Source organism: Corynebacterium sp. MSK297, assembly GCF_030232885.1.
In the GTDB taxonomy this organism is placed as follows: domain Bacteria; phylum Actinomycetota; class Actinomycetes; order Mycobacteriales; family Mycobacteriaceae; genus Corynebacterium.
This window is the reverse complement of sequence record NZ_JASPGD010000001.1, coordinates 396,495-421,700: the sequence shown is the minus strand read 5'-3', so window position 1 is coordinate 421,700 and position 25,206 is coordinate 396,495. Positions and strand designations below refer to the sequence as shown.

At 56.0% G+C, this 25,206-nt stretch carries 24 protein-coding genes, 1 other RNA gene and 2 pseudogenes; 14 read left to right on the top strand and 13 right to left on the bottom strand.

Features of this window, described 5'->3' with window-relative positions:
* The 3 genes and pseudogenes from QP888_RS11050 to QP888_RS01925 form a co-directional block, all read right to left on the bottom strand.
* Positions 1-125, bottom strand: a 125-nt coding sequence (locus QP888_RS11050; protein ID WP_350338211.1) for a transposase, incomplete at its 3' end; no start/stop codon positions are given.
* 224 nt (positions 126-349) lie between these two features.
* Positions 350-485 (bottom strand): annotated as a pseudogene (locus tag QP888_RS01930) (transposase-like zinc-binding domain-containing protein); the annotation flags it as partial.
* A 169-nt stretch (positions 486-654) separates the two neighbouring features.
* Positions 655-1,837: pseudogene (locus QP888_RS01925) on the bottom strand (IS481 family transposase).
* Between the two features lie 138 nt (positions 1,838-1,975).
* Between QP888_RS01925 and QP888_RS01915 the strand changes: the two are divergent.
* Both QP888_RS01915 and QP888_RS01910 read left to right on the top strand, forming a co-directional pair.
* Positions 1,976-2,206, top strand: coding sequence for a hypothetical protein (locus tag QP888_RS01915; protein ID WP_284811809.1), 231 nt, complete (start codon positions 1,976-1,978; stop codon positions 2,204-2,206).
* A 180-nt stretch (positions 2,207-2,386) separates the two neighbouring features.
* A complete protein-coding gene (locus QP888_RS01910; protein WP_284811807.1) occupies positions 2,387-2,650 on the top strand; it encodes a hypothetical protein in 264 nt (87 codons plus the stop codon).
* A gap of 77 nt (positions 2,651-2,727) precedes the next feature.
* Here QP888_RS01910 and QP888_RS01905 read toward each other — a convergent pair whose 3' ends face one another.
* Positions 2,728-3,885, bottom strand: coding sequence for a Fic family protein (locus QP888_RS01905; protein WP_284811806.1), 1,158 nt, complete (start codon positions 3,883-3,885; stop codon positions 2,728-2,730).
* 157 nt (positions 3,886-4,042) lie between these two features.
* Between QP888_RS01905 and QP888_RS01900 the strand changes: the two genes are divergently transcribed.
* Positions 4,043-4,741: an alpha-ketoglutarate-dependent dioxygenase AlkB family protein gene (locus tag QP888_RS01900; RefSeq protein WP_284811804.1), complete on the top strand. Its 699-nt coding sequence runs from the start codon at positions 4,043-4,045 to the stop codon at positions 4,739-4,741.
* 40 nt (positions 4,742-4,781) lie between these two features.
* Here the strand turns inward: QP888_RS01900 and QP888_RS01895 are convergent, their stop codons facing one another.
* The gene (locus QP888_RS01895; RefSeq protein WP_284811803.1) at positions 4,782-5,633 is read right to left on the bottom strand and encodes a S1 family peptidase; all 852 of its coding nucleotides are present in this window, start codon (positions 5,631-5,633) and stop codon (positions 4,782-4,784) included.
* Between the two features lie 113 nt (positions 5,634-5,746).
* Here QP888_RS01895 and QP888_RS01890 point away from each other — a divergent pair, with 113 nt between their 5' ends.
* From QP888_RS01890 to QP888_RS01880, 3 genes are read left to right on the top strand one after another with little or no spacing between them, the layout of a single operon-like run.
* Entirely contained in the window at positions 5,747-6,355 is a 609-nt protein-coding gene (locus tag QP888_RS01890; RefSeq protein WP_284811801.1) for a RelA/SpoT-related domain-containing protein, read from the top strand.
* A 23-nt stretch (positions 6,356-6,378) separates the two neighbouring features.
* Complete coding sequence (locus QP888_RS01885) at positions 6,379-6,579, top strand: hypothetical protein (RefSeq protein WP_082936187.1); 201 nt, start codon at positions 6,379-6,381, stop codon at positions 6,577-6,579.
* A gap of 55 nt (positions 6,580-6,634) precedes the next feature.
* Positions 6,635-8,023, top strand: a complete 1,389-nt coding sequence (locus QP888_RS01880; protein ID WP_284811797.1) for an acid phosphatase — start codon at positions 6,635-6,637, stop codon at positions 8,021-8,023.
* Between the two features lie 236 nt (positions 8,024-8,259).
* Here QP888_RS01880 and QP888_RS01875 read toward each other — a convergent pair whose 3' ends face one another.
* Both QP888_RS01875 and QP888_RS01870 read right to left on the bottom strand, forming a co-directional pair.
* The gene (locus QP888_RS01875) at positions 8,260-8,577 is read right to left on the bottom strand and encodes a hypothetical protein (protein ID WP_284811795.1); all 318 of its coding nucleotides are present in this window, start codon (positions 8,575-8,577) and stop codon (positions 8,260-8,262) included.
* 89 nt (positions 8,578-8,666) lie between these two features.
* Positions 8,667-9,758: a 2,3-butanediol dehydrogenase gene (locus QP888_RS01870; protein WP_284811794.1), complete on the bottom strand. Its 1,092-nt coding sequence runs from the start codon at positions 9,756-9,758 to the stop codon at positions 8,667-8,669.
* Between the two features lie 212 nt (positions 9,759-9,970).
* Between QP888_RS01870 and QP888_RS01865 the strand changes: the two genes are divergently transcribed.
* Together QP888_RS01865 and hepT are read left to right on the top strand one after the other, a co-directional pair.
* Positions 9,971-10,402, top strand: coding sequence for a hypothetical protein (locus QP888_RS01865; RefSeq protein ID WP_284811793.1), 432 nt, complete (start codon positions 9,971-9,973; stop codon positions 10,400-10,402).
* A complete protein-coding gene (gene hepT, locus QP888_RS01860; RefSeq protein WP_284811792.1) occupies positions 10,399-10,833 on the top strand; it encodes a type VII toxin-antitoxin system HepT family RNase toxin in 435 nt (144 codons plus the stop codon). The genes QP888_RS01865 and hepT overlap by 4 nt, the downstream gene beginning before the upstream one ends.
* Positions 10,834-10,835: 2 nt before the next feature.
* Here hepT and QP888_RS01855 read toward each other — a convergent pair whose 3' ends face one another.
* The 5 genes from QP888_RS01855 to QP888_RS01835 form a co-directional block, all read right to left on the bottom strand.
* The gene (locus QP888_RS01855) at positions 10,836-11,345 is read right to left on the bottom strand and encodes a 2'-5' RNA ligase family protein (RefSeq protein WP_284811790.1); all 510 of its coding nucleotides are present in this window, start codon (positions 11,343-11,345) and stop codon (positions 10,836-10,838) included.
* A 114-nt stretch (positions 11,346-11,459) separates the two neighbouring features.
* A complete protein-coding gene (locus QP888_RS01850) occupies positions 11,460-13,649 on the bottom strand; it encodes a YhgE/Pip domain-containing protein (RefSeq protein WP_284811788.1) in 2,190 nt (729 codons plus the stop codon).
* A complete protein-coding gene (locus tag QP888_RS01845) occupies positions 13,646-16,189 on the bottom strand; it encodes a YhgE/Pip domain-containing protein (RefSeq protein WP_284811786.1) in 2,544 nt (847 codons plus the stop codon). The genes QP888_RS01850 and QP888_RS01845 overlap by 4 nt, the downstream gene beginning before the upstream one ends.
* Before the next feature lie 198 nt (positions 16,190-16,387).
* Positions 16,388-17,443: an SURF1 family cytochrome oxidase biogenesis protein gene (locus QP888_RS01840; RefSeq protein ID WP_284811785.1), complete on the bottom strand. Its 1,056-nt coding sequence runs from the start codon at positions 17,441-17,443 to the stop codon at positions 16,388-16,390.
* 40 nt (positions 17,444-17,483) lie between these two features.
* Positions 17,484-17,984, bottom strand: coding sequence for a low molecular weight protein-tyrosine-phosphatase (locus QP888_RS01835; protein ID WP_284811783.1), 501 nt, complete (start codon positions 17,982-17,984; stop codon positions 17,484-17,486).
* A 79-nt stretch (positions 17,985-18,063) separates the two neighbouring features.
* Here QP888_RS01835 and QP888_RS01830 point away from each other — a divergent pair, with 79 nt between their 5' ends.
* The 4 genes from QP888_RS01830 (at position 18,064) to rnpB (ending at position 21,768) form a co-directional block, all read left to right on the top strand.
* Positions 18,064-19,206 (top strand): Nif3-like dinuclear metal center hexameric protein, encoded by a 1,143-nt coding sequence (locus tag QP888_RS01830; RefSeq protein WP_284811781.1) that lies wholly within the window; start codon positions 18,064-18,066, stop codon positions 19,204-19,206.
* A gap of 68 nt (positions 19,207-19,274) precedes the next feature.
* A complete protein-coding gene (locus QP888_RS01825; protein WP_284811857.1) occupies positions 19,275-20,069 on the top strand; it encodes a zinc ribbon domain-containing protein in 795 nt (264 codons plus the stop codon).
* A gap of 13 nt (positions 20,070-20,082) precedes the next feature.
* Positions 20,083-21,306 carry a bifunctional RNase H/acid phosphatase gene (locus tag QP888_RS01820; protein ID WP_284811779.1) on the top strand — a complete coding sequence of 408 codons (1,224 nt, stop codon included), beginning with the start codon at positions 20,083-20,085 and terminating at the stop codon, positions 21,304-21,306.
* A gap of 26 nt (positions 21,307-21,332) precedes the next feature.
* Positions 21,333-21,768, top strand: an RNA gene (rnpB, locus tag QP888_RS01815) — RNase P RNA component class A.
* Between the two features lie 30 nt (positions 21,769-21,798).
* On the opposite strand, the gene QP888_RS01810 is transcribed toward rnpB, so the two are convergent.
* Positions 21,799-23,301, bottom strand: coding sequence for a galactokinase family protein (locus tag QP888_RS01810; protein ID WP_284811777.1), 1,503 nt, complete (start codon positions 23,299-23,301; stop codon positions 21,799-21,801).
* 262 nt (positions 23,302-23,563) lie between these two features.
* Here QP888_RS01810 and QP888_RS01805 point away from each other — a divergent pair, with 262 nt between their 5' ends.
* Both QP888_RS01805 and glnA read left to right on the top strand, forming a co-directional pair.
* Positions 23,564-23,776: a hypothetical protein gene (locus tag QP888_RS01805; RefSeq protein ID WP_284811775.1), complete on the top strand. Its 213-nt coding sequence runs from the start codon at positions 23,564-23,566 to the stop codon at positions 23,774-23,776.
* A 46-nt stretch (positions 23,777-23,822) separates the two neighbouring features.
* Complete coding sequence (glnA, locus tag QP888_RS01800; protein ID WP_284811773.1) at positions 23,823-25,160, top strand: type I glutamate--ammonia ligase; 1,338 nt, start codon at positions 23,823-23,825, stop codon at positions 25,158-25,160.
* Positions 25,161-25,206: the final 46 nt, after the last annotated feature.

The window sequence follows — 25,206 nt, the reverse complement described above, 5'->3', positions numbered from 1 at the left end:
CCTGGTCCGACGCCAATCTCCTTAGCTACATGAGCAATTGGGCGTTCTGACTCGATTACTAGGTTCGCGGCTTCACGCCGGTACTCAGGTGTGTATTTCTGGCGTTGTTGACTCACAATGAGCATCCTCTCTTACGGACACAAGATCCGCATTAATCGGGTGTCCACTAAACGAGGGTAACCTCAGATGCGGGCTGTGTCGATGTGGTGGTCGATATCGATGAACCAGAAGGTGTTAAAGCGTCGTTCCAGGCTGCGTCGGCTTATGTTGTGGTCAGCAGCGGTTTTGGTTATTGAGGTATTGCCGCAGATGCAGTCAATGAAGGTGTTGAAGTCTGCGGATAGTTGGCGGTCTGGACGTGTTTTTGTTGTGGATGCCCCGCAGGTTGGTGAGGTGCAACGCCATCGGGTTGTGCCTTTGGTTGTTGTGCCGTTTTTCTTCATTGTTCCAGTGCATACGGGGCATCGTGGTCTGTTTTTCTTCATGTGTTAAGACAACACGCATGCTTAGCACAGGTTCTGCGTTGGATCGTGGATTGAGCGTTTTCGGGGCGTTTATATCGTTGTGGGGATTATAAATGCGTTGTTTTTATGTCTTTATCTGCGTCAATCCCACCGATACGGACACGCTTTTTGTCGTATAACCCTTCGTTTTCTAGATTTCACCGAGTTGGTTGCGGTGGTATTTTTTGGTTTTGTCTAAGTGGTATCGGCCCCAGATTTCGCCTGTGTGGGGGTTAATGGCGGTGATGTCGTTGTTGATGCAGATGAGCATGATTTCTTTGGTGCGGTGTTTTCTTCCGACGTAGAGTTTGCGCATGTTGTCGGCCCAGCGAAGGGTTACTTTTCCGTCGTTGTCGACTTTGTCTCGCCGTAGGCGGTTGTCGGTGCCAATGGGGATGTCGAGTGGTTGGGCTTTGGGTAGTCGGTTGTAGGCCTGTGCTGGTGTTTGTCTGTTGAGTGCTCGGTGGGGTCGGTGGTTGTTGTAGTAGTCGATGATGTCATCGAGTTGTTGGTTTAGCTCGCCGATGTTGTGGGCGAATGGCCTTGCGTGCAGGGCTTTTTGGAGTGTTTGGTGGAAGCGCTCGACTTTTCCTTGGGTTTGGGGATGGTATGGAGTTCCATTCTTTTGTTGGATGCCCATTTGGAGGAGTAGCTGTTCGAAGCCGTTGCGAGTGTCGGCTTTTCTGTAGAGCTTTGTGGTGAACACGCTGCCGTTGTCGGTGAGGGTGGATTTGGGGAATCCATGTTTGTTACCTGCGGATATGAAGGTGTCGATGACGTTGGTGCCGGTTTCGTGTTCGAAGGCTTTGCAAGCGATGACAAAGCGTGAGTGGTCGTCGATGATGGTCAGGATGGCTACGCGTTGGTTGTTGTTGAGATAGCAGTGGCTGTAGTCGAGTTGCCAGGTTTCGTTTGGTTGGTCTGCTTCGAATCGTTTCCAGGAACTGCGTGGCCTTTTGTGAGGTTGTTCGATGACGTAGCCGTGGCGTTTGAGTATGCGGTGGATAGTCGATGCTGCTGGTAGTGGGGTTATTTTTTTGTTGTTGAAGATGCCATCGGATGGTGTGGGCGCCGTTGTCTTGGCCGGTGTTTTCAAGGTGTTGTCTGATTTCGAGGATGGTTTTGACTGTGCTCTCTGGTACCTGTCTGGGGTTGGAGTGCGGGCGCCGGGAGCGTGGTTGTAGTGCTTGGTAGCCACCTTCTCGATAGCGGTGGAGTAGTTCGCGGATCCAGCGGGTGCTGACGTTAAAGAGTGCGGCGGCATCTTTATGACTCATGCCGGTCGCGAGGATGGTTTCGACGATGACTTTGTTGGAAGTGTGTTTCTTGCCCATGCTCTATTTTGGGCGGAAGTATGTCTCGCTACATCCTAAGGTGGTGCGTGTGTCCTCATTGTCCCTGTTGGGGTGGTTGTGTGGGAACAGTGGAACGATGTTGTGGCACATCAGAGCCTTGAGGGTCGGAAGGATGTCGTGAGACAGAGCGGAACGATGTCATGGAATCAGACACCTGCAGTCGCGAATAAAGCGAAACTGCAGGCAAAAAAGAAAATTGGCCAATATGATGGGAACTCAGTACTCGCGGTGATTGTGGCGCTCGATGATTTCCTCAAGAAAGCCCAAATTGTCGATGCTTTCTTGAGTCGCTATAGCAATCAATTCTCAGACGTACAGGAATTTCATCAAGGTATTGCGCATCCGTGAAAAGCTTAATTCCGTTCTGGCTGTCCTGGTATCCTGGGCGATGCTGTGACTCCATAGCGTGAATGCAGCATTTTTGTGCGGTGGCAAACACGCTGTTTGATTCGGGAGGTTTATGGACGGTTGGCCTCGGCCGCGATAAGATCAGAACAGTAAAGACGTCTATTTCAAAGAGGACGCACGATGGGCAAATGGTTTGATCAGGCTCGAGAAATCGAGCGTCTACGGCGTGAGAATCAGCGGCTCTTAACGCTCGTCACGCAATTCAAGAATCGCCTCCATGTTGAGGCAGGCGATGTCGATGTTTACGGCGTGTCAGCCGAGGAGCGTCAACTTGTTGCATCCGGGCAAAAGGTCGCAGCCATCAAGGAATACCGTGAACGAACAGGAGCAGACCTCTTGACCGCGAAGAACGCCATCGATTCCATCTCCTCAACAGGCGTGTAGGCCCGAGATATTCGTCTCCATCGGTCATCATCTAAAGGGACCAAGCCCGGTGGATAGACTTACAGGAATCGCTGACCCTACTCCCGCGTGAGTACACGCAATGCGGCGTCGTTAATGAAAATGCGCTGACGGCCCCGCTTAATTTCGCTTAACACCCCAATACTAACCAGATGATTAAGCCACGTTGCAGCCGTTTGTCTTTTCACTAGTCCGCTGTCCTCCACATCCTGAATGCGTAGGTACGGGCGCACCATCGTGATTTCAGACATTTCTTTAGCCGGACTAATAACGCCTGCATCACGGATAGCAGCCGTGATCTCATCTTGTACCTGACGTAAGTCCGCGATCATAGTGGCGGCGTCGGTGGCTGCAGCCTCCACGCCGTGGATCATAAACAAAAGCCAATCTTCCCAGGCAGATTCCGTTGTCACTCGGTTCAAGCAACGATAATATTGCGCCTTGTTCTCCACGATATAGCCGGATAAATAAAGCACAGGGAACGGAAGCAGGGCTTCTTGCAGTAGATACAGCACATTGAGGATACGTCCTGTGCGTCCGTTACCGTCGGCAAACGGGTGGATGGCTTCGAACTGATAATGCAGCAGAGCCATCTTTACCAAAGAATCGACATCATGCTCGCTATAGATATAGCGCTCCCAACGCGATAAGTGCTGCTCAATCACTTCGCGCCCTTCAGGTGGAGTGTAGATGCGCTGTTGCGTATGCGGGTTACCGATAAACGTTCCAGGGTAAGAGCGAAACGGCGCGATGCGCGGTTCATCGCTTTGCAAAGTTCCGCAGACTATTTGCGTGGTTTTGGCAGATAGTGGCCGTTGGCCGATCGATTCCAAGCCCGCATGCAAGGCGGCGTTATAGCGCAGAGCTTCTTTAGTTGCCGGGGTCGGCTCTGCGTCAACGTTCCAGGCAGCGCGGAAAAGTTCATCGTTTGTGGTTACGATGTTTTCGATCTCTGTAGACGCGCGTGCTTCGCGCAACGGAATCGTGGAAGTAAGAATCTCCGGATTGGGAATAAGCTGGCAAGCGGTGCGTAGCTCAGCAAGTTTTTCTTTTGCAGCAATAATCGCTTTGAGCACCGGAACGGTTTCGACGACTTGGGCAGGGGGCAGAGGTGGAAGCTCGTTGAAAGGCCGGTTGGGGTCGAACGTGGTGCTGCTCATGTCGAAAGAATAAACATATTGGTGAGTAATGTCGATTTTTGGGCGAAAAATCGACATTAAACATGTCTAATGTCGATTGCGTAAACATATCGGGGGTCACGCTCGTCGCCGGGAGTCGCCCACTGAGCAGTTGCTGCCCACCCCGGGGTGAACACCTGCAGATTCCCAGGTATGCCCCGTCGACACAGCCCACAGCAGCCGATACCGTAAGAGCATGTTGTTTGATTCTGTACCGCGCCCGAGTGAGCGCATCGCGCCGGGCGTGGCGCACCTGCCGGGGTGGTTGGGCGTCGACAAGCAAGCAGAGCTGGTGCGCGAGATCCGCGAGATCGCACGTGGCTATGCGGATACGCCGATGGCGATGGTGCGCCCAACGCTGAAATCCGGCGGGCAGATGAGCGTGTACCAGCTGCATCTGGGCAGGTACTGGCATTATCCGAGCTACCGGTACGTCGACAAGATCGCTGGTACTACCGTGCCGCCGGTGCCAGAAAGCCTCGCCACGTTGGCTCCGGTGGCGCTGCGTTCGGCAGCGGAGGTCGCCGATGAGCTGGCCCCGTGGGTAGACACCTTCGTGCCAGAGATGGTGCTGGTCAATTACTACCCGCCGGGCTCTGGGATGGGCATGCACGTCGATGCGTTTGAGGAATCCCGGGCGCCGGTTATTTCGCTATCGATTGGCGACGAGGCGCTGTTTCGCATGGGGCATACCGAAGCGCGCACCCAACCGTGGGACGATGTGACGCTGTGCTCCGGAGACCTGGTGGTTTTTGGTGGGCCGAAGCGGTTTGCCTATCACGGGGTGGTGCGCGTGAATGAGGCGACGCTTCCCGACGGCTGTGGGCTCGACGAAGGCCGGATTAATATCACGATCCGTCAGGTCTCTGTGGCGCCGAAGGGACGGGAGCGCTAAGCAGGCGATACCCGCAGTCTGTGTTTTTGGGGCAGGGGCGCTAAGAAGACGACAGCCCTAGGCTGGAGCCACCGCCACCAGGCGTGCCTAGCGGCCCGCGTGGTTGCTCAGGTTTTGGATCCTTGGGCTGTGGATTCTTGGGTTTGGGGACGGGAGGTGCGGGCTCGGTGCTTGGATGCTCGGGCTTGGTGACGGGGCCATTCTGGTTCGGGGCAGCGGTGGTCTGGGCAATCCAATCACCTAGCCCATGCAGCGAAGCGAACAGCGAGTACCGCCCACCACCTTGCCGAGCTTTAAACGAGGTCACCCCGGCAACTTCACCGTCGATGAACAACGGGCCACCGGAATCGCCGCGCCCTGCTTTTGCCTCACCCAAATACTGCACCACGAAGGCGTCATGAGCACCCTCGTTTGTGCCCGGGCGGATCCCCGGCGTCGTGCGACCGACGGCAGCTTGGGCAAATTGCAGCGTCTCTTCCGTTCCAGCGCCCCAACCATAGACACTGCCGGTAGTGCCAAACTCCACCGCGTCGCGGCGAACATTCTGAATCATCTTTTCAGGAAACGCCGTGCTCACATGCACCAAAGCAACATCACCATGCGGTGCCCACACAGCATAATCTGCCACGTATTGGTTTTCTGCACGGTGCTGTTGTTCGCGGGTTGCGCCGGTGTAGACGGTGCGCTGAACATCAGGGACTTCCACGCAGTGCTGGGCAGTAAGAACCCATTGGGCAGCAACCACGGTGCCAGTGCAACTGGCTACTTGGACCACGCCTTGGGCAGCGGCGTCGGTGGTGGCAACATCGGTGCCATTAGTCAGCGCGGTGGCTGTTGCCGCTCCGAAGATACCGAGAAAACTCGCTGTAGCAAGCATGGCTATTTTTCGCATACCGTTATCTTAGTACTAGCAATCAATATGTTTTGTAAGTGAATAAGATGCACAGTTGTTAGAATTTAGCTATCGCGTGATGTGCAATATTTTGACTAATTACGTCTGGGTTCATGAACATCAGTCCCGCAGGTGATGCCGTGGCCCCAGACTCGGGTTCGTACTTATTATCTGCACGAGTAAAGACTAAAGACACCTTGCTTGAAAAACTGCAAAGGTTGCAGACCACGCCGTTAATGAACATTCAAGATGTAGCTGGTATTAGGTTCGACTGCGATCTGTCGCTGACTGAGCAAACAGAAGTTGCAGAAGTTTTTAAGCGCGGATTCGAAAATAGTGGTGCGAAGCGTGCAGATATCAGGGACTTTCGGGAAGAACCCCACTCGGGATATCGCGCCATTCACCTCCATATCCGAGATAATGCTGGTAGAAGTGAGATGCAGATCCGGACGGCTTGGCAATCAAAATGGGCGAACTATTATGAAGAAGCCGCTGATATTTTCGGAAGAGAAATTCGTTACCTGCACGAAGGAGCAACGATGCCTCCAAAGGCACAAGGTGTTGTGATGCAGCTACTTGAAGCGTCGACGGAAATTGCTGAGTTTGAACAACGCACAGACAGCGATTCACACTACAGCCGTGATCATGTTCGCAATTTTCGCAGACGAATCGATGATAAACTTTCACGTATCCAAGCTGAGTTGCGGCAGCAGCGAATCTAAGACTGAAATGGAAGGCTAATGTTATGGCGTCATATCTAATTCAGTACCACCGTCGTTCAGGGGAACTAGACATCCATGAATTTGACTCGCTGCCAGAGGCAACACTGAGGCGCCTCGAATTGGATGAGGCCAATGACGACCCTGATCTCGAAGTCGTTGCCGTTGCCAGTGAGAGCGAAGAACATCTGCGGCAATCCCACTCTCGGTATTTTTCGAAGGCGTAACACAACTGCAGCAGCGAATTCTTCAATTTCACTAGATGCTCTGGGGTAATCCATTGTGAAAACGTTTCTTATATCCCGACGCCGTGCGACTTCGCTGTTAACTGCTGCCGCAGCGCTAGCAGTTGTGGCTGGGGCTCCTGACCTTGTGCAACAGCACGGCGGCACCGCGCACGCCACGGCTGCGGAAGCCTCATTGCAATCCCCGCTTCACGCGAGCACCACGCACCTCGCCCTGCCATTTGAGATCCCGCAGCTGCAATTGCCTGCGCCGAAACTCTCCAGTGAGCACGACGAGGGGGCAGAACACAGCCCGCTGAGCTCGATCGGCGCCACCCCGAAACACCACGACGGCGCACCGGTGCCCAAGCCTTTCGACGCAACCTACCTCACCGGATATAGCTCTGATATCTCGTCTTACCAGTACGGCATTTACTACGAGGTGGTACGTGAGTTCAAAGACCTGCGCAGCAATCACCCGGATGTGATGCGTAAAAATCTCGATATCGTCGCTGACTACAACAACAATGCACAGCCAGAACGCGTCGACAAGGCCATCCGTGATGCGTTGGCCGATAAAGATGGCGTGCTGTTCACCGCAGCCGAGGCACTTGGCGACGAATTTGGCCAGCACTTCTTGCAAGCTCTGCAAGAAAAGCGGCTGCCGAAAACCGAGTTCCTGCTGGGTAATGGCTATGCCGCTCGCGCCGGGGGAATCGCGAGCTGGGGTCACGCGGAAAAGCTGCTGTTCAATAACGACCGCCCATTCGTGCAAGCCCCGGAACGTATCAAGCGTCACGAGTCACCGGAACGTGAGCTGTACGACGGCTCCAGCAAATCTTTCCCGTCGGGGCACACTAACCAGGCGACGTGGATTACCACGCTGCTGGCCATGATGCTTCCGGAGGTGGGTACGCAATTGCTGGAGCGCGGATCTGAGGCCGGGGAATCGCGCCTGGTGATGGGCGTGCACTTCCCACTGGATGTCATCGGCGGGCGTATGACTGGGCAGGCAGCTGCGGCGGATCGCTGGAATGATCCGAAAATGCGCGATGCGCTGCTGCAAGCACGCGAAGAGATTGTCGCAGAGATGGAATGGCGCGCGGGCAAGCCTTTCGCCGAGATGATTGCCGAAGATTCGCATGCGCTCAGCGACCAGCAAGCAGAAGCCGATTACACACGACGCATGACCTACGGCTTCGCACCAATTTTTGCGACCGATGAACCGGTGAATGTACCAGCGGCGGCACCAGCGTTGCTGGAAACCCGCTTCCCGGAACTCAGCTACGAGCAGCGTGCTGAAGTACTCCGCCACACCGCGTTGCCATCCGGCTACCCACTGGATGATCGCGACCCGGCCAAAGGGGACTGGCAGCGAATTAATCTAGCCCGTGCCTGGAATGCACAGGTGAGCATCGGCGCGGGCGGCGAAGTAGTGGTGAAATAAGTTAGTCGTCGAAAATGACTTCTGAGCTCCAATTTCTCCGCCACCACCGTTTGAGTCGACCGCGTAAGCTATTGTCCTCAGGCGGTGGCGTACCCTTTTGAAGCTTATCTGTGGCGCCTGGAGGGACAGGTTCTTCGGCTAACTCGTAGACATAGCGGGGGAGTATGTCCCCTGTAATTTTACTGCCGGATACCGCCGCTTGAGCTTTTGCTCGAAGTACTCGTGGTTCGGTTTCTCTAAACATCTTCGTCTCCTCCAGGGCGCTGCTCTTCATTATCGTCGTCGATGAATTCATAAGCAATGCCAGCAATAAGAGATTTTTCAGTCTTTGCAATTAATGCGCTTTTATTCAGTACGTTGATGTTGCGCCACGCAGATTCGCGCACGTACAGGTTCTCGCTGGTTATGTTTTCCAGGGGCCAGGTATATCGTTTCCACCATTCAGACCGGTTATCGCTATGGGTCCTCTGCTGGATTGTTGCAACTAGTCCTATAAGGCCTGCTAATGCAACAACTAACTGTGCTGCTTGCAGAACTATTTCTGCCGTATCCATGAAAATCCCCCGAGTATTCTCACAAACTGTAACTCACAATAGAGCATAGCTCAGAGAAGACCGGGGGGGAGAGACTCAACCAGGAGGTGCTACTTATCCAAGCCCTTGCCAGATGGCGAAACGAGGATTTTCACGGCGGTTTCGTTGCGGTGGATGAGCGTGTCGAAACCTTCGTTGATCAGCTCGTCTAAACCAATGCGCGCAGTGACAAACGGAGTGAGGTCCACGCGTCCATCTTCGACCAATTTGATGGCAGCCGGGTGGTTGTTGACATAACCAATGGTGCCGCGCACATCCAGTTCCTTCAGCACGATCTTGTTCAGGTCCACCTCAGCAGGCTTGCCCCAAATCGAGACAATCTGCAAAACCCCGCGTGGGCGCAGCGCATCCATGAGCGTGTCGAAAACCACCGGGACAGAGGTGCATTCGAAAGCCACATCGGCGCCCACGCCGTCGGTAAGCTCCTTGACCTTGGCGACGACGTCGACATCTTCTGGGTTCAGCGCATGATCAGCAACGCCGGTCTCCAGGGCTTTTTCGCGGCGAGCTTTGGACAGCTCGGAGACGACGACGGTCACACCAAATGCCTTCAGCACAGCCGCGGTGAGCAAACCGATTGGGCCCGCACCACCGATGAGTGCAACCTGGCCCGCGGAATCCTCGCCCACGCCTGCGCGTTCCACGGCGTGATACCCCACGGTCAGCGGTTCAATGAGTGCGGCGTGATCGAGGGAAACCTTATCGCTGATCTTGTGGATCCACCGACGCTTGACGACGATATTTTCCGCCAAGCCGCCGCCACGGCCACCCAGCCCGATGAAGTTCATGTTTTCCGACAGGTGGTAGGTCTTGGACTCTGGACCGGTATTAACGTCTTCACTGATGATGTAGGGCTCGACAACGACGTGATCGCCCACGGCCAGGTCATCGATATCATCGGCTACTTCGGAGATCACGCCACAGAATTCGTGGCCCATGGTCACCGGTGGTTCTTCGCCACTGATTGGGTGTGGCTTGCCGTGTGAAGGGCAAAAGATTGGGCCGTCGAGGTATTCGTGCAGGTCGGTGCCACAGATGCCACACCAGGCGACATCAACGCGGGCGGTACCTGGTTGTAATTCTTGTTGCTCGATGTCTTCGATACGGATGTCGTTGCGATCATAAAAACGTGCAGCTTTCATGGTGCCTCCTCAGATCAGGGCGCGTGTCTACGCAGCCTGCGGCGGTTGCGTGGACAGGCTGCAAATTGGACGAATGGCTACGAATGAGGTGCTATAAAAATCCGGAATCTTATGGTCCCCATCATATAAGCAGTAGCGTGTGACCGGCGTATGTTTTTTATCACGCAGACTGCGCCGCAAAAACCAGAGGCGTTGCTTGCTAGAGTTGCATTATGAGTACCCCCACAGAAATCGTCGCCAGGTTGCGCAGCGAAGTCGAAGATGGCTCGCTGGAATCGTTCTGCTTAGAACTGGGTATTGACCTGCTGGTTTTATTCGGAAGCGCACGTACTGATGCACACAGTGCGGGGGATGTGGATCTTGCTTATTCAGTTGATTTTTCTCGCCCCAAAGAAGACAGGCCGAATCTTCTCGACGTGGCCACGGCGTTTTATGTCCGATACGGGGTCGATGCAGGGGACAGCATGGACTTTATGAATCTGGATTTGGCTGATGTTGTTGCTCGTTATGAAGCCCTGCAGAAATGTGAATTATTGGTGGATCCGTCTAATTCTAAGTACGGCAATCTGCAAATGATGGCAGCTCGGGAATATATCAATACCGCTTATCGGCGTGAATACGCACTGCGGAGCTTAGCTTCATGACACCGAAAGAATTTCAGTACGGCACTGTGCAAAAACGGCTCGAATCACTTCGACGTCTGCTGGGCGAATTAGAAAAACATCAGCACGTTGAAGCAGACCATTTGCGCGCTAATTTGTCGGAAATGTATGCAGTTTTCTTCATGATCCAGCAAATAATTGACCTTTCTACCGACATTAACCAGCATATTGCTACGACAACTTTGGATATTGTGGATTCAAATAGTCGGCGCGGTTTTGAAACGCTAATCCGGGCTGGAATCTTGCCTAAAGAACTCGAGCAAGACTTCTCTAAGAGTGCAGCGTTGCGCAACATTATTACGCACCAATACGTCGAAGTTGATCTAGACATAATTGCGGAGTCGATTCCACGTGTGCTCCAACTCTATGGCCAGTATGTGAATTCTGTCGCCGGGTGGCTAGCTGGAAAATAATGCTAGCCACCTGCGAGTAGACGTTTTTCTTGCGTCCGTGGGCGCCAATACGCGGCTTCTATCGCAGTGAGTTCTTTGAAATGCGACGAGGTCAGCTCATCCATGGCCTGCAAATAACCGGGGATGTCTTTGCGGGGCAGGCGCAAACCCATGGTTAGGTGAGGAGTCCACAACGGGCCGTGGCCATCGGGGTTGGCTGCGCTGATTGTGCTGGCGGCAATTTCTAATTCCCGGGTGGTCTGCAACAACCACGCCACGGTCTGTTTGCTCTTAGTGCCGAAGATGACGTTGCCCACCCGGCGAAACTGCGCCGGGATTACCGCGGGCAATAACTCGGCTGCCAACTCGACGACGCTGGGATCCATCGCCGCGGAAAACGTCACCGTAATATGCGGGCGCTGGTTTTGCACCGGAAAGCCCCGGTCAGCCAAACCAGCGAAGATCTCGCGGATCTGCTGCTCTTGTTTTTCCGGCAAATAGAGCAGGATATTATCGGGGGAATTTTTACTCACGCCAACCACCACTCATAGCACCCAGTAATAGCAGTGTTGGCGAGCAAAGTCAGCCGACCGCGGGCGTCGGCGTACTAGTGCTGCGGGCGTCCGCGTACTAGTGCTGTACTAGCGCTATTGCATGACGCGGGTTTCTTGGATACCCTTCTGCAGCCGCTGGTGATAGCTATCCATAGCGCGACGCAGCCACAATCCCAGCACCAACGCGGGGATGGCGAAGAGCAACAGCATCAACAGATCGCGGTAAAGATCGCCCTGGTACACACCGGCGATGGCGCTGCGGAAAGCATCGATGGCATACGTGGCAGGCAACCATGGGCTTATGGATTGGAACCAGTCTGGCAATAGCGTCAACGGATAAGCGCCACCGGAACCAGACACCTGCACGATCAACAACAACACAGCTAAAGCCTTACCCGCACTATCAAAAGCGATGACGAGCGCATGCACAATCAGCATGAACACCAGCGAAGCCACCGAGGCTGCCAGCCACAGGAGCAACGGATGCTTCGGCTGAATCTGCACAAACAAGATCAGACCGCCCACCGCGAAGGTGGCCTGCGCGATGCCGATCAGCCCGAACGTCGCAAAGCGTCCTAGGTAGACCTGGTTGCGGGTGAACTCGCCGTCTTCCCGCAAGTACTTGTCCTCGGCGTTGCTGCGCATCAACACACAGGTCAGCAGCGCACCGACCCACAGAGCCAGCGCTAGATAAAACGGCGTCATTCCGACGCCGAAAGCGGCGACCTCGAAGACCGGTGTGCGTTCGACGTCGACGGGAGTGGTAATCCGCGAGGCCAGTAGTTCCGGATCAGAACCGATGATGTCCGCCAACTGGCTCAAATCGCCACCATCACGGACGTCGTTCACCTTGCGCTGCAGTTCTGCAAAACGTTGCGCCTGGTTGTACAAGGTATCGGCCAATCGGTCCGCACCATCGCGGGCACGCACCAGCGCGGAGCCATCTGCACCGGACGTAGCAGACAGCGTGTCACGTACATCGCTGATTTCTGCGCGCACTGCAGCAATATCAGCGGCGACGGTGTTGATGCTGCCGCGTAACGCAGTCAACTGTGGCTGCAGATTTTGTTGATAAGCAGTACGCGCATTATCGACGGCTTGGCGTGCTGCGCCAATCGCCGATTGTGTTTCCTGCCGCGATTGCTGGGCGTTGCCGGTGCCCGACTCAATGCGGTCGGCGGTCGTCGTCAAGGAATCATGCAAGGCATTCGACTGGGCGATCGCACCATCTAATTGCGCGTGCACCTGCTGGTAACCGGCAGCCACCGGGCCTGGTAGATCCAGGTTGCCCACCTGACGGTCTATGGCATCCCGCACTCCGCGGAACGCGGCAGTTTGCTGGGCGACGCGTTCGGCGGCCGTGCGGTAGGTTTGTGCGGTGTGCGCAGTTGTCGCCTGGGCATTGTGCAACAGCTCGTCGAACTGATCCGACAACGCCGAATACGCCTGTACGGTAGCTCCCAGAGAATTCTCCAGGGCACTGGTGGAATCATTCAACGTGGCCGACAGCGAGTCGATAGGGGCAGGGGCGTTACCGCCACCAGCAGCACCAGAGGTCTGGTTACCAGCAGCGTTGAGAATATTATCTGCAGAGCGTGCCAGTGGAATCGTGGAATCCACCAAGTTTGCCAGGCTACGCACCGTACCGGCAGAGGCCTGCAAACGGGTGCCGACGCTATCAATCCTGTGAACAACATTATCCAGCGCCGCCTGGGTATCGCCGTCTTCAAGATAGTTATCCAGAGATTCCACCACGCCCAAGCCGACGGTGGTGACCACGTGGGTAAACGATTCGTCGATACGCTCGATCACACCGCTGGCACTGCGTTCGGTGATCGTCGTCGACAAGGCGTTTTTCTTCTCGTTGGTATACAAATCCAACTTTGCCGGTTCCGTACCTTCGATATAGAAAGTCAACAGTTCTTGACTGAAGTTTTCCGGCAGCACGATTCCGGCATAGTATTCACCGGATTTGGTACCTTCCAACGCGTCGTCGGAATCCGTGATCACCCAGTCAACCTGCTCGTTCCGGGAAAGTTGGGAGAGCACTTCGTCGCCAAGGTTGAGCCGCAGCGACGCCAGATCAGACTCGTGGCCTTTGTCTTTGCTGGCAACAGCGATTTTCAGGCGGTCGGTGTTACTGAAAGGATCCCAGCTCGCCAGAATGTTGAAACCGGTAAATAGCAGTGGGATGATTACCAGGCCGAATACAATCACGCCGGTCATGACGTTTCCGCGGATTGCGCGCACGTCATCGCGGAGGATGGTCAGGATGTTGTTCATGGCTTTTCACCTTGCTTGGCCAGTTGTTCTTTCAGCTCATCGTCGCTGAGATCCGTCAGGCTGTGATCGCGGGCGACGGATTGCTTCACGTATTCCAACGCGCTGATGATGCCCACCGAAACCAGCACAACCAGGCAGGCCAAACCAAAGAAAATTGCTTTTTCCTCCGGGTTAAACCGCGAGATGATTCCCAGGATGAACACCAACAACACACCGATGCCGATGGTGATGCTCATCCATGTGGTGTAATTGCGCGGGTTCGAACGCCACTTGGAATCGAGGTTGTGCTGGTAGCCTTCTCGGTCCCGCAGCGCGGAAATAACGTCGGTGATTCGGTATTGGCTGCCGGTGAAGTGCACCTTTTCGTTGATGACCAGCCCGCCTTTGTTCAGTTGGTCGTTGACCAGAATATTCACGTGCGACAGGCCCCGGCGCGCCAACATGCCGACGACAAATGCGACAGCGGCCATACCGATGATCACAATGATATTGACCCAATAGTGGTTGCCATAGAAACCACCAACGGTCTCGCGCATGGCACCGATGCCGTAGGTAAACGGCAAAAATGGTGACACTGCGCGGAAGAAATCTGGCGTCATTTCGATGGGGTAGAGGCCGGATGCGCCCGGGATCTGCACGAAAGCGTAGACCACGGCGATGATGCGTCCAATGTGACCAAGGGCTGAGACCAAACCATAAATGATTGCTAGATAGCACAGGCTCAAAATCACGGCGGTGAGAACATAACCAATTTTCGAGACATGTTCGATGCCCATGACCAAGTTGCCGATCGACACGATTAGCGCCTGCATGATGCCAAAGACACCCATGAGCATGTAGCGCGCCTGATAAGCCTTGCCGACGGTCAGGTGCTCGCGCCCACGCGGGTCCACTTCGGTGCGGAAGATGATCATCAACATGAACGCGCCGATCCACAGCGTCAGGTTGATAAACAACGACGACATGCCGGAGCCGTAGTGCGAGACTGGGAATACGGCGTGCGATTCCATCTCTGCCGGTGAGGCGAGGAACGATGAGATATCGTCCGCATTCAGCGCATTCACGGACCGCAGTGCAGGGTTGTCCTGGGCCAGGTTAGCCAGCGTAAGGATGTCCGTGCGGGCGGTACGTAGACCGTTTTCGATGCCGTCCAGGTCGCCACCGAAACTGTCGACGACTTCGTGCGCGCGTTCCAGCTGCACGTTGACGCCGTCGAGCAGGCCGTCGGTTTCGCTAAGCAAGGTTTTCTGCGCGCCCAGGGTGGCCGAAAGGTTAGCGGCGGTAGCTGCAACTTGGGAGATCGCGGAATTAATCTGCGGGACGGTGTTGTTGATGGATGTGCGCAAACCGGCGGAATCATCCCGCGCTGCCTTGGTGGCGTTGTCCAGGGCTGCGGCAGTGTTATCCAATGAGTTGAGGGTGTCTTGCGCGCTGTCTTGCAAAGCAGTAAGTTCACCGAGCACGGCGCGGTTGTTCGCATTCCGGCCGTGCAGATCATCCACGGTCTGCTGAATCTGGTTGGTGATTGTCGGTGGCACAGCAGGCAGATCAGTAAGATCATCCAACCGGTTGATTGCGCCATCGGCTTGGTCGAGAATGCCGTGGGCACCATCGGTTGCTGCCCCAACGCGGTTGAGCGCGCCTGTCAGCTGGCCCGATACGGAATTGACGGTGGCATGTGCAGAAGCAGCGCCGTCGGCAAGCGCGGTGGTGCCTTGCACATATGCGGCGGTGGCTTCGTCGGCGAAACTGGTTAGCTGGCGCTGGACTTCATCGGTGATTGCTTGCACTTGGCCGAGGGCTGTCTGGGCGTCGTCGATGGTGCGCTCGACGGTGACCAATGCCTCGCGGGCCTGAGCGATTGCCGGGCGGGCGTTGTCAAGGTTCGCCTGCACACGGCCGAGGTCTTTGCGGGTATCAGCGATGGTATCGGCGGTGCGGGTGAAAGTATCCGAGGCGCGATTGGCGGTATCACCGATGCGGAAATCCAGATCGTGACCGGAATTGCGCAGCTCTGTGGCCACGGATTGCGCCACCTGCTCATTAAATGACGAGCTGATCTGCGAATCGATGGTGGAAGCGCCCTGGTCTGTGATTTTCGGCGCGATGGCATTGAGTTTTTCGTTGACCGCGTATTCCAGCGTGGGTTTGGAATAGGTGCCCTCAAATAAGCTGACGAAATCTTGCGAGAAGGTTTTCGGCACCGTGATCGAGGCGAAAACTTCGCCCGAATGCACCGCGTGATTGGCCGCTCCCCGGTCCAGGAATTGCCAGCCCAACTGGTCATTGTCTTTGAGTTGGCTGACTAACTGTGCACCGACGTCGAGATCGCCGGTGATAGTAGAAGAAGCGCCTTCGTCCTCATTGACGACGGCGACTTTGATGTTCTCGGTATTTTCATACGGATCCCAAAAAGCGGCAATATTAATCCACGAATATAAAGCTGGGGTGATCATCAGCCCAATCAGGATTACCCAGACTTTTCGGGTTTGCCATAACCGGGCTAAGTCCTCGCGAAAGACCTTCCAACTAGTACTCACCTGTAGAACGCTAGCACCGTAATTAGCGGACTGCACAGCTCAGCGGCCAATTTTTGCGCGTTTTTGATTAAGTGATAGCGCTTTTGCGAATCTGTTTTAGAACCGGTGGTTTTTCTCTGGATGCTTGACGACGCTGTACTTGACGACGCTGTGCTTAACGACGCCGTGCTTAGCAGTGTCTTCTTAACGACGCCCTACTTAACGACGCCGTCGCCCACGGAACTTCGCAAGCTGATCCGAGTTATCCCCGCCATAGCGATCCCGCACACCGCGCGAACGCGTGGCCGCGGTTGGCTGTGCGGAATCCTGCGATGGAGAAACCACAGGTTTCAGCACCGATTCCTGGGAAGTCACTGGTGTGGCAGGATTGTCGGCAGCTGCCTGGCCGTTATGGTTTTCAGCTTCTCGTTCCTCGCGCTCGCGGCGCCGCTCCCGCAGCTCGGCATAAATGAAATAACCTAAACCAGCTGGGGCCATGATGCCGAAGGCGATCCACTGGAAGCCATACGACAAGTGCGAACCACGATCCAGTTTTGGCACCGGAATTGGTTCCAGTGCTTCTGGCTGATCCGCCGCGGTCACGTTTACGATGGCGTCGGCAAGCTCCAAGCCCGTTAACTCTTCTATCTGTTCCGGGCTCACCGAGCGCACCTGGGTATAACCAGCGTCCTCGAACGGCGGGGTCTCGTGTGGAGCCTCGCCGAAGCGCAGCATGGCCTCGGTGGTGATGTGCTCGCCATCCGGTGGGGTGATCTCCGGGACCGAGCCGTCGCGGTTAGCCACCGCAAAGCCGCGATTAACCAGCACCGTCTGGCCGGAATCCAGTTGGAACGGAACCAGTGATTGATACACTTGCGAGCCTTCCAGCGGGCGCAAACGCAACAATATCTCGTGTTCTGGCAAGTACGCGCCGGTCAGGGTGACCCGGTGCCATTCCTCGTCGATGGTGATGCCGCCGGAGGCGTCGACAAGCTCCGCAAACGGTACCGGATCTTGCTCATAGGCTTGCTGGATGCGCTCGTTGCGGTCGACAATCTCGTCATCCTTGTTCAGCTGCCACGGCGCGAGCACCGTGAAGGCCAGGATGGAAAAGGCGATGAGCGACAGTGCCAGGATGATCCAGCTGGGCTTGGCAAAAACCTTCCACCACGATGTTTGCGTGCTGGTGGCGCTGTTGCGCGGCTGATGTGGTCGTTCAGTCCGTTCAGGCTGTTCTTGCTGCTGGGATTCTTGCTGCTGGGATCGGGCACTCACAACGCCCATGATAGACGCCCATGATAGACCTGGTTTCTCGCTAGTCCAGCTGGCTCTGGGTGTGCGCAATCAGCCCCGGCAGGCTGGCTTCGATTTCTTTGCGCACGCGGGTAAAGCCGTCAACACCACCGTAATACGGGTCGGCGACGGAGGCTTCGTCTTCTGCGTCCGGGTCGAAACTGCGCATCAGGGCGACGCGATTCTCGTCGACGCCGCGAGCAATGAGCGTGGAGCGGTGGCCGGTATCCATCGCGATGAACAAATCTGTGTCGCCAGCCTGCGGGCCGAACTGTTGTGCGATGTGATCGCTGCCGTCCAAGCCAATGTCGCGCAGCTCTGCCACGGTGCGCTCATCAGCGCCCTCGCCGACATGCCAGCTATCAACCCCGCAGGAGGCGATATTTACCCGAGTGGCAAGACCTGCATCTTTGATCGCCTGGCGGGCCATGACTTCCGCCATTGGTGAGCGGCAAATATTTCCGGTGCAGACAAAATTGATGGAATAGGTTTTGGTGTCGTTGTGATTTTTAGTGTCAGCCATGGTGTCCTATTTTATCGCCTGATGCGCACGCTGCGTGCCATAATTGTGTGAGCATATGACGGATATAAAGGAGCAGGACATGAGCACTGAGACCACCGTGGGTGATATTTGCCAGGTCATGGATCGCGCTTACCCACCGCACCTGGCGGAAAGCTGGGATAGTGTGGGGCTCATTTGTGGGCGGCACGAAGCCCCAGTGCGCCAGGTGGCTTTTGCTCTGGACTGCACCGACGAGGTGGCTGAGGCAGCAGTGGCAGCCGGCGTCGACATGCTGATCGTGCACCACCCGTTGCTGTTGCGCGGGGTGGACAGCGTGGCCGCGGATACCCCGAAAGGACGGATCCTACACTCCCTGATCGAATCCGGTATCGCGCTGTTTGCCGCGCACACCAATGCGGATTCCGCACGTCCCGGTGTTAACGATAAGCTGGCGGAGCTCGTTGGCATTAGGCCCGGGCGTCCGCTCGCGCCGAAGTCGGGGCCGGGCCGCCACCTGTGGGGCGTGCACGTGCCCGCAGAACACGTCTACCAGCTGAAACAGGCCCTATTTGCCGCGGGTGCGGGGCGGATCGGGGATTATTCCGAGTGCGTCTATGAGATCTCTGGCACTGGGCAGTTTAAACCAGAACCGGGCGCGAACCCGACGGACGGCGAGATAGGCCAGACCTACCGCGAAGATGAGCTACGCATACAATTCGTCGCCAAGCCAGGCGATAAGCAGGCGCTTCTCGACGCCTTGTATACCCACCATCCTTATGAGGAACCGGCTTTCGATATCACTGAACTTGCCGACGCCACCCCGCTGGAACAGGCTTATGGCCTGGGGCGGGTTGGTCAGCTGCCGGAGCCGATGAGCCTGCGGGAATTTACCCAGCAAGTCGCGGATGGTTTGCCTGCGACGTCCTGGGGTGTACGCGCGGCAGGTGATCCAGACAAGCAGATTCGCACCGTGGCTGTGGCCTCTGGCGCTGGTGATGGGTTTATCGACGTGGCTGCGAAATTGGGTGCTGATGTGTTTGTGACCTCAGATTTGCGCCACCACCCCGTCGATGAACACTTACGCGTCAGCGATATGGCAATTATTGATACCGCACACTGGGCCTCAGAGTTTCCGTGGACGGCACAAGCAGAAGAAATCGTGCGCCGGGAAACCGGAGTTGCGACTACCGTGATTACTGTGCGCACCGATCCGTGGACGGTATCTGCACACAAAGGCGAATGACGCACGGTTTTAGAACGCACGGTACAGAATGCACGGCGAATGACGAAGGAAAACGGAGAATAACGATGATGAAGCTAGCTCCCAAACAACAACAACGGTTGCTGGAACTCGCCAACTTAGAGCGCGCCCAGGCTAGCGCGGGCAACTCTGGTGCAGGCAGCGCTACTAGGGGTGGCGCTGCTACTGGGGCCGGTTCTGTTACTGCGAACAAGGCCTTGACGCCAGAACGCGCCGAAGCCGACAAAGCAGCAGCCACGCTGAAGCGAGCCCGCGATGCCGCCGCGGCAGCACAGATGGCTGTGGATGACATGGAAGCTGAAATCCTGCGCATCCAACAAGACGAACGCAAACTCAAGCGTCGCAATATCGATAACAAAAAGCAGCTGGCCACAGAGCAAGACCCAGAAATCCGGAAAGACTTAGAACACGATAAATACACCACGAAATCTCGCATCGCGGATTTGATGAGTGAGCTGCAAGAAGCCCACAACGAGATCCACGCGCTGCGGCAAAACCGCGACGTGCACGCTGCGAAAGTGGACCAGGCAAAAAGTGAGCTGGAAGCAGCCGAGCGCGCTGCAGAAGCTGCCGATGCAGCAAAGACCGAGGAGCCGGACCCGGTCGAAAGCATCACTAAGCTGCGTGCGGAACTGCAAGAACAAGCACCGGAGGCCTTGGTTGCTTACGACGAAGTCCGCGGAGAAAACGGCGTCGGTGTAGCTCGGTTTACCGGACGTGGGTGCGGTGGCTGCTATATTCAGCTGCCACCGGCCGACCAGTCCGCGGTACGCGGCGCGAAACCTGAAGACATGCCAGAATGTCCAGATTGTGGCACCTACCTGGTGCGCGGCCAGGCAGACTAAGGAGCTTAATGCCATGAAGCTGATCATTTACGCCGATGGCGGCTCGCGTGGAAATCCCGGTATCGCCGGTTCTGGCACTGTCGTTTACGCCGCCGATGGTGAGACGGTGCTGCGTGAGATCGTCTATGTCGTTGGTAAGAAATCCAGCAACAACGTCGCCGAATACCACGGGCTGTTGCGTGGGCTGGAAGCTGCGGTAGAGCTGGGCGCAGATGACGTCGAGTTTTATATGGACTCCCGGCTGGTCGTGGAGCAGATGAATGGCCGCTGGAAGATCAAACACCCAGACATGAAACAGCTGGGCGCGCAGGCGCAGAAGCTCATGCAGCAACTCGGAACCGTGAACCTGAGCTGGGTGCGGCGGAACGACAATAAGGTCGCCGACGCCTTGTCCAACGAAGCCATGGATGCCGCAGCCGCAGGACACGCGCCGGGTGTGATGTATAGGGGTGATGTTGCTGGCGCTGGTTCTGGTACCGAGCCTGCTGCGGACTCTCAAGGTGGAAATCCGACAGAAGTTCCGGGTGAAAGCCCGGTTTCCTCTGACATTGATACAACAAGTACAGGCTCACACGGCTCGTGGACTGGCACGACCTGTCAGCCGACCACATTGATTCTGGTTCGGCATGGGCAAACGCTCTATTCCGCAGAACACCGGTATTGCGGGCACAGCGATATTGCACTGACCGAGGTAGGTGAGCAGCAAGCCGAAGACTCTGCTGCTGCGGTTGCTGAGCGTGGAGTGATTGACCTGGTGGTTTCATCTCCACTGCAGCGGTGCCAGGTGACAGCGAAAAAAATCGCGGAAAAAACTGGCGCGGAATTAGAAATCCACGATGCGTTGATCGAGGCAAATTTTGGTGACTGGGAAGGGCTGACCTTCCAACAGGCCCAAGATGACGATGCTGAGCTGCACGATGCCTGGGTTACGGATGCGTCGCTAGCGCCACCAGCTGGGGAATCACTTGCACAGGTGCACCGCCGCGTACGGGAATTCCGGAAACAACTCGTCGCCAAGCATCCTGGTAAAACCATTGCGGTGGTTAGCCACGTTAATCCGATTAAATCGTTGACCCGCCAGGCGTTGAATGCAGGGCCTGCGACGTTTAGTCACCTGTTTTTGGATCTCGCCAGCATCGGCGTCGTCAAGTTTTATGACGAGAACTCACCGGTGGCATCCGCGGTGTTGAGCGTGAACGAAACGGCGCATTTGCGGCGTATTTGCACGGGTGTGTGACTATCGACGAAGATGGAGCGAGTGAATGAGCCGGCCGGGCGATCGCGGCTGACAAACTGCGCCGACAGCTGTTGGGCGCAAGTGAAAGTCGAGGAAAGTCCGGACTCCACAGAGCACGGTGGTTGCTAACAGCAACCCAGGGCAACCTGCGGGCAAGTGCAACAGAAAGTAGACCGCCACCGGGTATATCGCGATTCGTCGTGGTGTGCTCGGCGGTGAGGGTGAAAGGGTGCGGTAAGAGCGCACCAGCATGTCAGGTGACTGGCGTGGCTAGGTAAACCCCATCGGGAGCAAGGCATCACGGCGCGCCCCGGTGCGTGCCCGCTCGAATGTTTGAGGGCTGCTCGCCCGATATTCGAAGGTAGCTGCTTGAGGCCACCAGCAATGGCTGGCCCAGATGGATGATCGCCCACGCACCACACTGGTGCGGGACAGAATCCGGCTTATAGGCTGGCTCATTCACCCACCTAACCAGGCCTAACGGATCCAGAATTAACCGAGCTGCGCGATATCACCAGGAATCAGCCGCGTGACGGCGAACCCGTCGGCCACCAAGTCATGCGCGAAGTTATCAGCCTTTTTTTTGTCGACGTAGGCGATGACCGCTTTCGACGTTCCCGCAGCAGCCGCCCGCGCACCGATCGCACCGCGTACCTGGCACAACTGAGCCAGCTCCATGGATGCATCCAACGTGTAATCATCCTGCAGCGCCTGCTGCGAATCCCGTAAAAGCGGCCAAATATCACGAGCGCGCTGGGAACGAATTGCATGCGCGAATCGCTGGGCACGTTCAGTTTCTGCAGCGTGGAAATCCAACCAGGTGCGCGATTCATGCAATTCCGGGACCCCGTCGGTGCCGTGCACCTGGTGCACCGCAGACAACCACTGGGTCACGCGCGCCGGGGCGTCGGGAAGCAGCCGCAATGACTGTGCTCCGAAGGCCTGGCGGGCGGAATCGACGAATCGGTTTCTGGTGCGGATCTCATCGGACTGCCCGGTCGCCGGTGCGGTTTCCGAATCGCTTCCGGCGTTGGTGTTTTCAGGGCTGGTGTCGTCGTTGTTGTCGTTGTTGGTGCTTACGCCTCGTGACACCGTGACCGCAAATGCGGCCAGCTCGCGGGTAACCGGATGCACGGCCTTGGTCAGCGAACCATCGGCGTAATCAAGCACTGATACTTGTGTGCCAGCACCAGAGCCAGCGTTCGAGCCGGAGCCAGAGTTGGAGCCAGCGCCGGCACCACGCAGCGCTGCCGAATAACGAGCCCTAAGCGTCACCGTAGAAGAAAATAATTCGCCAGCCTGCGCGCAGACTTCCGCAAGCCGCGCGCGCAGCGGAGCCTCGTCGACATCCGGTGCATCGGATTGCAAAGCTAGGGCCAATGCAGAATCGATGGCGGCATATTCTCCCAGGCCGGATTCCGGGGTGATCGCAGAAACGACAGTGATATTCATTCCGGTGGTATCCCGCGACAACAGCTGGCGTTGCATCATCATCCACACGATGCCGCCCAAGCGGTGTGCCAACCCACCACGGGGTAGTGGCGGGGTTATGGGTTTGCCCGAATCGTCCACGTCTGGCTGTTGCTGGGAAAACAGTTCGGCGATTTCTTCGGCCGTGGTGGATTGTTCTGTGCTTGCTGGTTGTCCGGTGCCCCGGGCGTCGGCAAGTGAGTCTCGCCGGAAATGCACGACAAACTTGTGATCCTCGCGGGGAGAGACAGACACTGCGGCGCGTTGGCCGGCCAAACTCATGACGACGACGCCGCCAGCGTGGTCTACGTGCTCGCCGATCACTGACCACGTTGCCGGAGCGTGCGCAAGAAAAGTGGGCGCAACGCCGTAGAGTTCAGTGTGCCAGCGTGTTGTTGCTGCTGTCAGCGCGGTGGTGTCGGTTACGGCGGGGTCGGTTTTTGCAGCGGTTTTTGCGGCGGTTTTTGCAGTTTCTGTGGAAGAAGCATCATCAGCGAAGTTATCCGTCTGGGGCGCTTGGGGCATGGGCGAAGAAAACTCCTTGAAATAGCTCGGCAATAGCTCCGAACTAGCTCAGAAATAGCTCGGGGCTCGCGAACGATGACAGTAATCTCGGGCGATTTTACCTGTTTAGTCGTGCTGGTGGGTAGCCAGATTTATACTGAAACTACCCAATTGGCTGTCGGCCACTCGCATCACAACGGTCCAGGCTGGAGCGCTGTCGGTGCGTGTTGGGTGGTTGGTAAGTCGCCGGGTGATCAGTAGAAAATTCAGCAAGGAGCACGGCATGGCACACGCAGACGAACAATGGTTTTTCAATCCCTCTACTTGGGAGGTCACTAAAGGCAAGGTGGCCGGGTGGAACAACCGCATGGGGCCATATGACACCAAAGAATTAGCCGAAAATGCATTCGATATTGCAAAAAAGCGTAACGATGCCGCTGACCAGGCAGAAGACGCCGAAGACGACTGGGGCCAGCCTGCAGATTGGGAAAAATAATTCCAGGGCGGCGCCAATGTGATTGTGGTTGCCTAGACTGGGCAGCATGAACAGCCAACATGATTACGTCTTGCGCACTGTCGAGGAACGCGACGTGCGTTTTATCCGTCTCTGGTTTACCGATATCACCGGCGCCCTGAAATCCGTGGATATGTCACCGGCAGAGCTGGAAAACGCATTTGAAGAAGGCGTCGGTTTCGACGGTTCGTCGGTAGAGGGGTTTTCTCGCGTCGCGGAGTCTGACACCATCGCGATGCCGGATCCTTCGACGTTTAAAATCATGCCCTCGGAAAGCGGCAATGACTCTTTGCTGACTGCCCGCATGTTCTGCGACATTGTCCAACCTGACGGTAGCCCCTCGGTGGTGGACCCGCGGAATATCTTGCGTCGCCAGGTAGAAGAAGCCGCCGATGATGGATTCACCTGCATGATTGGGCCAGAGATTGAGTTTTATCTGTTGCAGCAGACCGACGATGAAGCGGATCTGCGCCCGACTGATAACGGCGGCTATTTTGACCAATCAACGATGAATTTAGCGCCAGAATTCCGCCGTACTGCCATCCAGATTCTGGAAAATGTCGGTATTGTCACCGAATTTTCGCATCACGAAACCAGCCCGGGGCAGCAAGAAATCGACTTGCGTCACACCGATGCCCTGACAATGTCGGATAACATCATGACCTTCCGCTACCTAATCAAAAAGGTGGCACAACAGCAGGGCGCGCGGGCTACGTTTATGCCAAAGCCGCACAAAGACTGGACCGGCTCTGGCATGCACACGCACTTGTCATTGTTCGAAGGCGATTCCAACGCATTCCACGATCCGGACGATGAATTCAGCTTGTCGACAACCGCGAAACAGTTTATTGCCGGAATTTTGCACCATGCCCCAGAGCTGACCGCAGTCACCAACCAATGGGTCAATTCTTATAAGCGTTTGATGTTTGGCAACGAAGCCCCCGGTGCTGCCACCTGGGGAGTATCGAACCGATCTGCTATGGTGCGGGTGCCAACCTACCGGCTGAACAAACCCGAATCGCGCCGCGTGGAAATTCGGAGTTTGGATTCTTCGGCCAACCCGTATTTGGCGTATTCGGTGCTGTTGGCTGCTGGTTTGCGCGGCATCCGTGAAAACTATCAACTCGGTGAACCTGCCGAAGACAACGTCCAGGAACTTACCCGTCGTGAGCGTCGTGCGATGGGCTATATCGATTTGCCAAATTCGCTAGACCATGCGCTGCGCAAACTGGAAAAATCCGAGTTTATGGCGGAAGTGTTGGGTGAAAACGTCTTTGAATTCTTTTTGCGTTCTAAATGGGAGGAATTCCGCAACTATCAACAGCAAATTACTTCCTTTGAATTGCACAATAACTTGAACTATTAGCGTTGGGTCCATCAACGCTCATTACCGTGCCCGGTGATAGCGCCTG

Coding starts and splice junctions, on each gene's coding strand:
- QP888_RS01810 (WP_284811777.1), bottom strand. CDS start 23,301: ATGCCCCAAGCGCCCCAGACGGATAACTTCGCTGATGATGCTTCTTCC.
- QP888_RS01885 (WP_082936187.1), top strand. CDS start 6,379: ATGGCGTCATATCTAATTCAGTACCACCGTCGTTCAGGGGAACTAGAC.
- QP888_RS01890 (WP_284811801.1), top strand. CDS start 5,747: ATGAACATCAGTCCCGCAGGTGATGCCGTGGCCCCAGACTCGGGTTCG.
- QP888_RS01900 (WP_284811804.1), top strand. CDS start 4,043: ATGTTGTTTGATTCTGTACCGCGCCCGAGTGAGCGCATCGCGCCGGGC.
- glnA (WP_284811773.1), top strand. CDS start 23,823: ATGAACAGCCAACATGATTACGTCTTGCGCACTGTCGAGGAACGCGAC.
- QP888_RS01875 (WP_284811795.1), bottom strand. CDS start 8,577: ATGGATACGGCAGAAATAGTTCTGCAAGCAGCACAGTTAGTTGTTGCA.
- QP888_RS01835 (WP_284811783.1), bottom strand. CDS start 17,984: ATGGCTGACACTAAAAATCACAACGACACCAAAACCTATTCCATCAAT.
- QP888_RS01850 (WP_284811788.1), bottom strand. CDS start 13,649: ATGAACAACATCCTGACCATCCTCCGCGATGACGTGCGCGCAATCCGC.
- QP888_RS01830 (WP_284811781.1), top strand. CDS start 18,064: ATGAGCACTGAGACCACCGTGGGTGATATTTGCCAGGTCATGGATCGC.
- QP888_RS01870 (WP_284811794.1), bottom strand. CDS start 9,758: ATGAAAGCTGCACGTTTTTATGATCGCAACGACATCCGTATCGAAGAC.
- QP888_RS01805 (WP_284811775.1), top strand. CDS start 23,564: ATGGCACACGCAGACGAACAATGGTTTTTCAATCCCTCTACTTGGGAG.
- QP888_RS01905 (WP_284811806.1), bottom strand. CDS start 3,885: ATGTCGATTTTTCGCCCAAAAATCGACATTACTCACCAATATGTTTAT.
- QP888_RS01825 (WP_284811857.1), top strand. CDS start 19,275: ATGAAGCTAGCTCCCAAACAACAACAACGGTTGCTGGAACTCGCCAAC.
- QP888_RS01820 (WP_284811779.1), top strand. CDS start 20,083: ATGAAGCTGATCATTTACGCCGATGGCGGCTCGCGTGGAAATCCCGGT.
- QP888_RS01865 (WP_284811793.1), top strand. CDS start 9,971: ATGAGTACCCCCACAGAAATCGTCGCCAGGTTGCGCAGCGAAGTCGAA.
- QP888_RS01895 (WP_284811803.1), bottom strand. CDS start 5,633: ATGCGAAAAATAGCCATGCTTGCTACAGCGAGTTTTCTCGGTATCTTC.
- hepT (WP_284811792.1), top strand. CDS start 10,399: ATGACACCGAAAGAATTTCAGTACGGCACTGTGCAAAAACGGCTCGAA.
- QP888_RS01910 (WP_284811807.1), top strand. CDS start 2,387: ATGGGCAAATGGTTTGATCAGGCTCGAGAAATCGAGCGTCTACGGCGT.